Origin of the sequence: Haloferax sp. Atlit-4N (assembly GCF_003383025.1) — an archaeon.
In the GTDB taxonomy this organism is placed as follows: Archaea; Halobacteriota; Halobacteria; order Halobacteriales; family Haloferacaceae; genus Haloferax; species Haloferax gibbonsii.
In genome coordinates, this window is record NZ_PSYY01000012.1 from 1 (window position 1) to 11,025 (window position 11,025).

At 55.2% G+C, this 11,025-nt stretch carries 5 protein-coding genes and 1 pseudogene; 3 read left to right on the top strand and 3 right to left on the bottom strand.

Annotated elements, in window-relative coordinates; translation table 11 throughout:
* On the top strand, positions 1 to 1,819 hold a 1,819-nt coding region (locus C5C07_RS19825; RefSeq protein ID WP_199522773.1), incomplete at its 5' end, for a 3'-5' exonuclease.
* Positions 1,820 to 2,313: 494 nt separating this feature from the next.
* Here C5C07_RS19825 and C5C07_RS19830 read toward each other — a convergent pair.
* On the bottom strand, positions 2,314 to 3,612 hold the full coding sequence (locus C5C07_RS19830) for an RNA-guided endonuclease TnpB family protein (RefSeq protein ID WP_115805967.1): 1,299 nt from the start codon (positions 3,610 to 3,612) through the stop codon (positions 2,314 to 2,316).
* Positions 3,613 to 4,083: 471 nt separating this feature from the next.
* Between C5C07_RS19830 and C5C07_RS21205 the strand changes: the two genes are divergently transcribed.
* A complete protein-coding gene (locus tag C5C07_RS21205; RefSeq protein WP_147302063.1) occupies positions 4,084 to 6,027 on the top strand; it encodes a hypothetical protein in 1,944 nt (647 codons plus the stop codon).
* Between the two features lie 50 nt (positions 6,028 to 6,077).
* A complete protein-coding gene (locus tag C5C07_RS21210; RefSeq protein WP_147302064.1) occupies positions 6,078 to 8,576 on the top strand; it encodes a hypothetical protein in 2,499 nt (832 codons plus the stop codon).
* 201 nt (positions 8,577 to 8,777) lie between these two features.
* Here the strand turns inward: C5C07_RS21210 and C5C07_RS19840 are convergent, their stop codons facing one another.
* Positions 8,778 to 9,755, bottom strand: a complete 978-nt coding sequence (locus C5C07_RS19840; protein ID WP_115805969.1) for a minichromosome maintenance protein MCM — start codon at positions 9,753 to 9,755, stop codon at positions 8,778 to 8,780.
* Positions 9,748 to 11,025, bottom strand: a pseudogene (locus C5C07_RS21365) (hypothetical protein); the annotation flags it as partial. The gene C5C07_RS19840 and the pseudogene C5C07_RS21365, both read right to left, overlap by 8 nt.

Here is an 11,025-nt window from a genome sequence, read left to right on the forward strand (position 1 = left end):
CTACTCGTTCCAGTACGCCGCCGTCGAGAATATCACCGAGTTTGAGACTCGGTTGGATCGGTTTGTGGAGGAATTGAACGAGGACCACGAGCGAGTGTCGTGGGCGACACGCCCCATCATCGATATCGAACTCGTCGAGAACTACCGGTCGACGCAGGCTATCCTCGACTTCTCCGAGCATAGCCTGGTGACGCCCGCTGCGAGCAAGGACGACGTCGACGAGGCGGCCGTCCGAGACCGTATCGTGTCGCTCTCCTCGAACACTGCGCACGAGAACTCCCGCATTGAGGCGATCCAACACGAAGACGAACACGAGGCCGTTCTGACCAAGATACAGGAGATCGTCGGAAACGACGCGTATCAAGTCGAAGCGGACGACGAACTCCGTCTCCCAGAGTACGGTGACATCGCCGTCCTCACCCGGACCCGTGACTTCGGCCGGGAACTCCTCTCTGTCGCCGAGGAGTACGGGTTGCCGATGGCGTACGAGGGCGGTATCGAGTTATTCCGTTCTGACCCAGCAAAACTTCTGCTGGCGTGGCTTCGAATTCTCGAATCCGACGCCGAGCGAGGGTGGGCCGTCGTCCTCGAGGAAGCTGGCTACACACTCGACGAGGTCAAACACGTCCTCGAGACCGAGGAGTACCCCGCGAACATGCAGACATTCAAGGCGGAACTCGCCTCACTGGAGACGGTCGGTGGGGTTGCCCAGCGTGTGTTCTCCCAGTACGACTATGATGGGGCGTATGCTGACGTGCTCCTGACGACGATCCAGTCGGTCCACAGTGCGACGACCTTGACACGGGGTGACCTCATCCGATTCATCGAACGTGGCATCGAGGACGGAAGCACTCAGGAGGTTCACGCGAGCGCCGGCATGAATTCGGTGACGGTTCAGACTATCCACGCGGCCAAGGGGCTCGAACATCCCATCGTCGTGCTCGCGAACATGAACACCCATCGCTTCCCACCGTCAGGCGGGAACAGTAGCGTAATCACGTTCGATGATCCGATTGGACTACGCCAGCGAAAGCTCTACGCTGACGACCACGGATACCCCCACATCTACGATAATTGGCGGAGTGACGTCCTCCAGAAGTGTCTGCCGCGTGGGTACGACGAGGAGCGACGCTTGCTCTACGTCGCGATGACGCGTGCTGAGAGCCACCTCGTGTTCGCTGCAGGCGAAAACCCGAACACGTTCATCGAAGAACTCCCCGTCGACATCGAGGAACTAGAACCCAACGTTCAGGAAGACGACAGCACCGAGACGACGCAGGCACACTTGCAGATTGCTGTGCCGACCCCGGACGGCCCAGTCGGACACTCGCCGCACACGCTCATGCGCGACGCTGTGTTCGAGGATGTCGACGACGGAAGAGGAACCGCGTTCGGAACGCAGACTCACGAGTTCGCTGAGCGGTACGTCCTGGAAGGAGACGTCGAGCCCTCGAACAACGACGAACGTCACATCAAGTCGTTCCTAGACTCGCTTGCTGGTGAGTTGCGGGTCGAGGAGGACGCGTATCTCCCACTCACTGTCGACGGCGAACAGGTCACCATCTCAGGGATCGTTGACCTCGTTCACATCCGTCCCGATTCTGTCGAGATAATCGACTTCAAGACCGACCTCGGGCGGCACGCTGAGAGTGAGTACCGGAAGCAACTCAGCGTGTACTATCACGTGTTGGCTGAATGGTTCCCTGATCGAGACGTGACTGCAAGTATCTTCTTTACCGCAGATGGAGAGCGTGTTGAGGTTGCGCCGCTATCACAAGGAGAGTTGGCAGAACTAACGAGAGAGGTTATACAACACTAACAAGGACCGCCTCGAGAACGGCGAGTTGCCAAACCGGCACACCGCAGCGAACATCGCTGACAATGTAGTGTACCAACGGTGTACAGTCGCTCCCGGGTGACCTCTGTGATTGAACCGCTGGCTTGCCAATGTTGACCATGCGGTGCTTGGCTGCCCAGTCTCCTCACTCGGTGGCAAAGACTGCACTGACTGGTTGACTGTGTCTGGGCAGCTGCAAGGATCCGCGGTCGACGGTAGAAAGAACCACGTGTGGGCACTACTGTAATGCGCTAAGGAGCGTCGCGAAGGCCCTTGTCTCAAGTGCTGAGAAGGATTCTCCTTCCTCTTCGTTGACCGCGGCACGTTCAAAGAGATCGTCGGGCGTGGTCTCCGTCTGGTCGGTCACGAGCTGTTCGTAGAGGACGTCCTTTGGATGGTGCAACTCTTCGGGGTCGATAGCAGCGAGTACATCGTCAACAGTGTGTTCCGACTCGTACGCCTCAAACAGTTTGAGGTCAGTAACCCACGACTGAAGTCGTGGGCTTGTCAGTGGACTCCCCTTCTGCCGTCGATTCGACGGAGGCGTGGAAATCGCCATTCAGGTTCAGCGTCCCTGACGGGAGCGCACACTGACAGGGTGCGCCTCCACTCGAAGACGTCTGCCCCGAGTGGAGTCTCTTGAGTAGTTTCCGAGCGATGTTCTTACTCGCGTTGTAGTCCGCGTTCAGTTCGTACTCGCACTTCTGACATACGAACTGATGCTTCGTCCGCCGATTCGATTCGTGCGTAAACCCGCACGACGAACACCGCTGACTCGTGTACGCAGGGCTCACCTGCTCAACCTTGATCCCGAACATCTCCGCCTTGTACTCAACGTACTGGGAGAGGCGTCGGAATGCCCATGCGTGGAATCGCTTTGCACCAGCCATCCGATCACGAATATCGGTCAGGTTCTCAAAGGCGATATGCGTACAGTCGTGGTCGCGGGCTTCTACGAGAATCTGGTTAGATGCTCGGTGGAGTTCGTCCTGCATCCAACGGTGTTCGCGGTCGTTCATCGACTGAATCGACAGATGCGCCGACCGCGTGCCCGTCTGTTGCATCGACCCGCGAGTCTTCTCGAACTCTCGGCGTCGATGATTCATCTCGTCGGCGTTCCCGATGAACGCGCCTGTGGAAGTCACGGCGAGTGAGCCATCCACGTTCAGGTCAACGCCAAGGACTGTTCTGTGCTTGGCGTCTTCAGAAGAAGTCGTGGACTGCTCTTGCTCGTCTATGGTTCGGCGCATTCGTGCGTGGAGGTAGAATGACTCTGTGGGACGGTCGTACTGCAACGTAGACATACGGAACTCGTAGTCCTCGTTCAGCAGGTACTTGCCAATCGGTGTTCCCTCAGTTTCGCTGGGAATCACGTAGTCGCACTCAACGCGACCATTTACTGTCGAGAGCGAAACGTGGTCGCGGTGGAACGTCGCAGAGCGTTTGTCGTAGACGACGCTCCACGCTTTGAAGTACGGTTGACTGGTGTTGTCTCCTTTCTTGAGTCGGGCGACACCGCTTTTTGTGGCCTCGATAGCGCGTCGAATCCCTTTCTGTACGAGGTTTGCCGTCAACTCTGTCTCGTTGCGAAGTCGTTCGTAGAGGGCGTTCTCGGCGTTCTGTTTCGAGGTCACACAGTAGTCGTTCGGGTATCTCCACGCCCACTCTGCGGTGGTGTTCGCACAGTGAAGGAACTGAGTTTTGGTCTGATGGAGGTCGTCGCACCACTCGTTAGGTACGTCGAGTTTGACTTTGACGGTGCGAATCACCTCCATCGTTAATTCACATATTAGGTGAGTTCTTTATAAATCATATGATTGACATGGAGGAGTCGGATTGCTATCGCTCGTGGTTTGTTTCGAGCCTTGTCGGATTCCTCCCACGGCTGAAGCCGTGGGCTTCCTCCTTGCATCTCTGTGACGAAATGAACGACACATCGGTCCTCCCGATGGCGATGGAGGGGTGGATCACGGTGGGGGTGTGGAGAGCGACACGGTGGTCAGATCGGCAGATGGTACGTTGATAGCCAACAGCATGTCGAAACCCTCGGCTCTGTTGAACCATTCAGCGTTGACATTGTAGAGAGTCGCTCTTTCCACTAGCTTCCCGAGTCCTGCTAGAGACACACTCTCCAATTAGCGTAGACAGTCAATTCACCGACCTAGCGCTCGAAGGTTAATTCTTGAACAACCTAATTTGAAGACCAGCCAACATATTAATACCTTGAAATAGATTGGCTGGGTACTATGACAATCTCCTCGCTGGACCCTCTCTGGACTGACCGCGCACCTAGTATGCGCGTGCTCGACCCAATTAAAGCTGAAACGACAGAAGGTACCCTCCAAGACCGACTCCTGAGACCAATATTGAGTATTGCTATTACCCAACGGTTGCGATACTTATCATATTGGTCATGGGTGACATTCCACCTCGAAAAACACACTGCACCAGAACGAGCCCTCTTTGAAAAATTTCTCATAGTTGCCAGCACCCGACATGACTGTCCGACAGATGGAACCGGAACAAGTGGAATCGTTGGGAATAGCAACTACCTAGATTCCCAGTTTTCTGACCCAGCAAGTGAATCAGTTGATATCTCGAGTGATGGGTTTACCATCGCAGGTGAAGATAAAGCTCGGTTCGACAGTTATTACAAGGGAATCCTCTACCGACTACTATTATTTGAAAACGAATGGACGCTCACTCCACTTGGCGAGCAACTGGCTCATGCATACGATAACGCAGTTGATTTCGAATTCGAGGAGGTGTCCTCTGCGGTTGCGAACGAAGAGCTGCCGATGGAGCTTGTTGAACGGGGAAGTGATAGTGGATGTTTGTGTCAGATATCATCGGAAGAACGGGAACTGTTGATTCGATCGTACTGGTATCTTGTCACACCGACTAATCACTTCGATGAGTTAGCATTCGGACCACATCCTACACCAGAGCTACTGTCGTTTCGTGAACACCTTGAGACAGATCTTGATGCTCAAAGTGAGGCACTAATTGAGTCGACTCTGGCTGGAGCAGAGTCTGTCGAAAACGCCGATTATAGCGAGAATCTAGATCTGTTCTTCACGTCAGGTCGCGACGCATTTGTCCGTAGCTCGCTTGTACTGCTTCTCTCTGTTGGTGATTGGGTCAATCGACGACCGACGTCGAGACCGACCTTCAATACGTTAGCAGATATTCGTGAAGCCTGGCGTCTCCTCGTCCATTCAGAATACGCATCATATGCATTCCAGTCGCTGTTCATCTCTATCTTGGAGGCCGTGAAAAGATTGGAACCAGTCACACCAAGAGAGGTACTTCAGACGGTATTCGGGAATCCAGACTTCGACCGAGCGGTTGAGCAAGCACTCATGGGTGTTTCGTTGTCTGAGGCCGAAAATGCTGATCGGTCTGTCCTCTCGAGTATTCGTGATGCAGTGTACTTTGCTAACGCACCAAGAAGATCGCTTGAAGCCCGGCCCAATGACAATAATGAGACGGAACCGTTCACAGGCTCATGGATGACAGCGTGTGAACGACTCCAGGCAGAAGATCCATCAGGTGACCCATTTTCTTTCTCTGGACACTCTGAGCGTGCGTATCGGACACTCATTTCCCAGACGCTGTCTGAGCCCTCCTCGGTCAGTAAATGCCGCCTTGTCGCAGGCTACAGTACAGTTCTACTTTCACGTCTTTCTACTCGGTACGACCAGTACTACAGCAAAGAGGCTCAACAGCCATTCGTCAACTGGTTCAAGACAGCCCATGTCGATCCTGGTGCGATCACGTGTTGGCAGCTACACGATAGTTATGAGGTAGAACCGAAGCTTCCAGAGGTCACACTCAACTCTGAATGGCCTACATCAGAGATGAGCCACCAGGCAGCCACGATTACGAAACAATGGGCTCTTGATCACTACTTCGAGGAACTCTACGATAAGATAAAGAATGGAAATGGGAGATCACCACAACTGATCGAAGTTGATAGTAATGGTGACCTCACGTTCAATCACGATATCAACGGTGGGGGGGTCTACAATGGTGGTTACCCAAATGCACCAACACTAAAGTTCGAACGTCTTGGGGATATCTTCTACGAGCTCGGGCTAATTGAGAGTAATTCTCTCCATGGCATGGTCGTTACAGATCAAGGCCGACAACTCGTTTCAGCGTTCACCAATACGGGTGATGCCAAGTGAATATACTCCGTGAGCTAGACGCAGATGACCGTGTCATGGAGGGGGCAATCATGACCACATTCACCTACTCTCCAAGGTTCTTTGAACAAACAGTCCTCCCAGCACTAAGAGACAAGAATCTTGGCGATGAAATCGCCCTCCTTGTTGACTCAAAACAGTACGACTCAACGCTCAATGACCAAGGTTCGTCTGAGACCTTGCTTCATGGAAACTACACACAGCCGCGATATGCTGGACAGCGGTATCACTTTGCACCAATATCAGCTGGGCAACGACGAGCGTTCCACCCGAAGGTACATCTCCTTACCAGTGAGCGGCGTGTCCAAGCGACTATCAGTAGTGCTAATCTGACACATCCCGGATTGACGAGCAATCAAGAGATTGCAACTTGTTTTACAATCGACGCACCACCATCTGAGACGTCTGAAGGCTCGAATGCCGGTGAAAGTACTAGTCAGGAAATCCGTGAAAAAGCAGCACTGTGCCTTGACATCTCTGCATATTTTGAAGATCTGCTTGACTCACGACTAGCGGATTCGGTCGACCCTGTGACTACGGGAACGATTAGTCGAACCATCGATGCTGGAGGGTGGCTCAAAGACATCCCGAAGCCAGATACAAACGAACGGTCCACCTATTTTCTCCATAACCTCCATCGGCCGCTGTTAGCACAGGTTCGTGAGATAATTCGTGAGGCCGGTGAACAAATTCAACAGGTCGATATTTTGGCTCCGTTTTATGGGAATTCCTTGGCGGTCCCGAGCTCATTTACTTCAGACGGGATTGAAACACGACTCTGGCTCCAGAATACGCGAGCACAGATTTCAAAGCCAAAATTAAGTGCCTGGCTTAGGCAGGATCTTGCCTCAGCACGTAGTTATGAACACGACCGATATGTCCACGCAAAGATCCTCCTTATTCGAACCAACACTGCGGTGTATTGCCTGAGTGGGAGCCCGAATGCATCACATGCTGCACTTCTTTCGTCAGCGTTAGCGGATACCGGGAACGTTGAAGCTGCAATTCTACGCCGTTCTGTCGACCAGGACAACTTCGATTATCTCCTCAGTAAAGACCCAATCTCAAACGCAGAACCCATCTCCATCGATACGTTCGTTCCCGGGGAAGAACTGCCCATGGAGGGCTCTACTCCTAGCCCGGATGACCGCAGTAGTGATGTGGGCGACATGTTTGAACTGTATGGTGTTAGTTATCGCCGACGAGAATCGTACGACAGTGGAACGTTGACAGTCACAGGACGGGCAGGCACCTCTGTAAAGGAAGTCATCAACGAAGGAGGGGCAGAACTCGTTGTCCAGTCCCAAACCAATCAGTCAGGAGACAGCCAGTCTGTCGTTCCTCTCCGTGCGCATGAGTTTGACTGGGCCGAGGACGAAGACGAGGGCTCGGAGACGTTCACAGTCTCAGTAGATCGCTATGGGGATAGTTCTCAGCAACCATTTATTGAGACTGGGAAAGGGCGTCTCAAGTGCGGAGACCGGCAAACATCACGACGGTGGATACAAACACATACTCCTACAGCCGGTGACGCGACACCTCGTGATATCGTCGAAGCAGGTGCCACGACCGTCCCCCGTGCAGTTTCAGAGCTCTACCTTGGAGACGAGGCACGTCGTGGTGAGCTCATCACGTCATTGAACGGATTATTGACTTCGCTTCGAACAGTGACTCAACAGGAAGGCAGTGAGGATACCGATAGTGAATCCTCGGGGGATGACAGCCCGAGAGGTGGATTAAAAGTTCGTCCCTGGACGCAATCAAATAAGACGGATCCAGATGGATTAGTTGAGTCGTTCTACAGCGGTTGGAAATCTGATTTAGAGGGTTTGAGGCCAACCTGTAGTTCTGAGACGTACTATTTTGAAGAGGTTGAAAACAGACTCAAAGCGATCAATGCAACCACGGTACAGCTGCTCGTTCTTGACGAAGCCTATCCCGATCTCAGTATTCCACGAGAGCACGCAATAATCGGGATAAAGGATATCTACACGCTATGGGATACGAGTCATACGAATTTGGAGAGTCGGGTTGCATACTACTGTTCGTATCTTCGATTATGTGCCAGTAAGCAATCTCAATCAACAGAGGAGGTCTACGATGGGCTCCAGAGCCATGTCTTGCCGCATATATTGCTTGCTGCGGTGATTGCAGAATCGCATATCGCTCAGGACTATGAGACGTACTTCAAACAGCAAAGCTGGGCATTTGAGAAAATGATCGGACAGTGTTACCCAGACGGCTACCCCCGACCGGATGATCTCTCTGATGAACGTATCGATGAACTCGTGACCACGATCAACGATTCACTCGAAGGAATTCGAGAGCGTATTCAGGGAAGTCGGCGACTGAAGCGGCATGCTGACGAGCGGTATATGGACAAGAACCAGCTTCGAACCCACGTCGTTGAGCTGCTAGCGAGAGCAATTCTCTTTGCAGAACATAGTGATTCTGCTCGTGAGTACGACTACGCAGGACGACAGCGAACAATTGAACGCGTGAATCAAGAATTCAAAGAATATCTCCCATAGCAGGCAATTTCTCAATTGTGGGAAATGACTGTAGTATCTATCCAGTGAGAGGCGCATCCTCGAACGCTTGCGTCGTTTATGAGTGAGTCGGGTCAATGGATGATACCGTGTCAGAACCCCAATGAACGGAATGGTGACGACACCGAGTAGTGTTTCAATGCTGAGTTGCAGTATGCGAAATGAATTCGTTGACGCCAAGGATCAATCCTTGATAATAGCACCGGAGACCATGGTGAACTCACCGTCGTCTTCGAGCGCTTCGATTCGGGTTTGGACTTCGGCGTGACGGACGTCGTGTTGAGTCCCGATCGCTGAAATCACGTCTTCGACGGGGACGCCATAGGTAGTTCCGTCCTCCGACCATAACTCGTCCACGAGACCGATGAGAGCCTCGTCGAGTTCGGTCGTCGACAGTGCGCCCGCCTGTTGGCGCTCGTCGACATCGAGTGCCTTCGCGTCGACGAACGTGTTCAGTTGCGTCTCGCGTTGCATCGCCATCGGCAGCGTCCGGTACTTTCCGACGACCGTGATTTCGTCTTCGATGCCGACCTTCCCGACGATGTCGCCGGTCAGGAACACTTGTATCGACGGTGGGTCATCGAGCGCCGAATCACGCGGGATGACGACAAGTTTCTGGAAGTCGACCATCTCGGTCCCATCACGCATCAGCGACGTGTTCTTTTTGTCGAGCGAGGTTTCGCACCCACGACAGGTTCCGAAGCGGATGTGACCGTAGCCCTGCGAGGTCGGGTTCAACGCGCCACACTCCAGACACTCCCAGACGGCCTTTCGAAGCCACGGGTCGACCGACTCGACTTCGACGACCTCCACGGGGACCTCAACGAGCGTCCCGAGGTGGCGTTCGCGAAGGCCGCCGAGACGGAAGCACGCCCGATCGGGGAGGTTCACCGGCCGGACCGGCATCTTCGAGATGGGCTTTTCGAGGTCGTCCGTCTCGGGGTTCTGGTAGCGGTTGCGAAGCCGGCGTGACCACAACTTCGCTATCGACCGCGGGCGATCGATCCACTTGTCGGCCAGCTCGTCGTCGAACTCGAAGAAGTCCTGCCAGTCCACCCGGAGTGACGCCCCGCCGGGCGTGTCGGCCCACGCTTCGAACGCCGCGTCCGCGTCGTCGCTGCTGCGATTGAGGTAGGCGTCGATGCGGTCGGCGTTACTCATCGAAGTCAAACTCCGTGTCGGGGCGTTCTTCTTCGACCTGAACTGCGTTGGCGACGACGTCCCAGTCGGCTTTCATCGCCTGTCGGCCGAGGTCGGTCACGATGTACTCCTTGCCGTCCTTGTCGAGACAGCCGTCAAGCGGTTCCTCCTCTTGGAGGTAGTTCGAGATGGACTGCCGACTCACGTCGACGTAGGTTTCGAGTTCCGAGTACGACGTGGGCGCGTGTTCTTCGACGGCTTCGAGGACATCGGTCGCGTTCTTGCGGACCGACTCGTCGCGCCACTTGTCCGCCTGCGTGAGCATCCACGGCCAGAGGTCCACCGACAGGTTGTTGTCGCCGAGAACGTCCGTCACGCGGTCGAACCGCGACGCGCCCTCGTCGGTGAACGACACCCTGCGGACGTTTCCCCAGTCGATGTCCGCGAGGTGGATGTCCGACGGCGTCGGGTACGCTTGGCGATCCGCGAGGACCTCTTCAACGAGTCCGTGGTCGGCGTCGTCGGGCGCGGTCCCATCGGGGAAGTCCGATTCGAGCAGGTACCACTCGGAGTAGTGGTCGCCCATTCGCGGGCGGTTGCCGATGTCGCGCACGCTGGCGTCGGGCACGTGAACCCACCAGTCGTCGCGGGTGCCGTCCGACGGCGGCCACGCGGCCGTCTGCGACTGGAGGACCCGAGCGCCGCGGGCGAGGCCGTAGCGGTCAAGCCAGTGCTGGTCGCCGAGGCCGAGGCCACACGGCGCGCCCCGCCACTCGATGGGGTAGGTCTTTTCCCCGCCGGCGATGAGCATCCCCATCCCGATGCGGAAGTTCGTCAGCGTCTCTTTTTGCGCCCACGAGAAGTTGTACGACCGGTCGAGCGTGTCGATTTCCTCCTCGCCGAGTCGGAGGAGGATTTTCGTCGCCATGTTCGTCCGCACGGGCTTGTACACGTCGTTGAGCTTCTGTGTCGACCCGAGCATCAGGATGCGGCGCGACCCGCCCTGCGTCGAGAGGAAGAAGATAGTCTGTCGGAGGCCCTTGATGGCGTCCTTGTAGCGAACGTCGCCGGTCTTCGACGGCGCGATGTTCTTCAGCTCGCGCATTTCGAGGGCGACCCGCGGGAGCCGGGCGTTCTCGTCGCGAGCACGGAAGATGAGCCGAAGCCAGAGGTCGATGAGCGTGTACTTCAGGCCCTCCATGCCGGCGGGCATGAAGTTCGCACAGAGGACGGCCGCCTTCTTCTGGTCGGCGATGCCCTCGGCCATGTCGATGTTCGTCTCGGCGTCTGC

Coding starts and splice junctions, on each gene's coding strand:
- C5C07_RS21205 (WP_147302063.1), top strand. CDS start 4,084: ATGACAATCTCCTCGCTGGACCCTCTCTGGACTGACCGCGCACCTAGT.
- C5C07_RS19830 (WP_115805967.1), bottom strand. CDS start 3,612: ATGGAGGTGATTCGCACCGTCAAAGTCAAACTCGACGTACCTAACGAG.
- C5C07_RS21210 (WP_147302064.1), top strand. CDS start 6,078: ATGACCACATTCACCTACTCTCCAAGGTTCTTTGAACAAACAGTCCTC.
- C5C07_RS19840 (WP_115805969.1), bottom strand. CDS start 9,755: ATGAGTAACGCCGACCGCATCGACGCCTACCTCAATCGCAGCAGCGAC.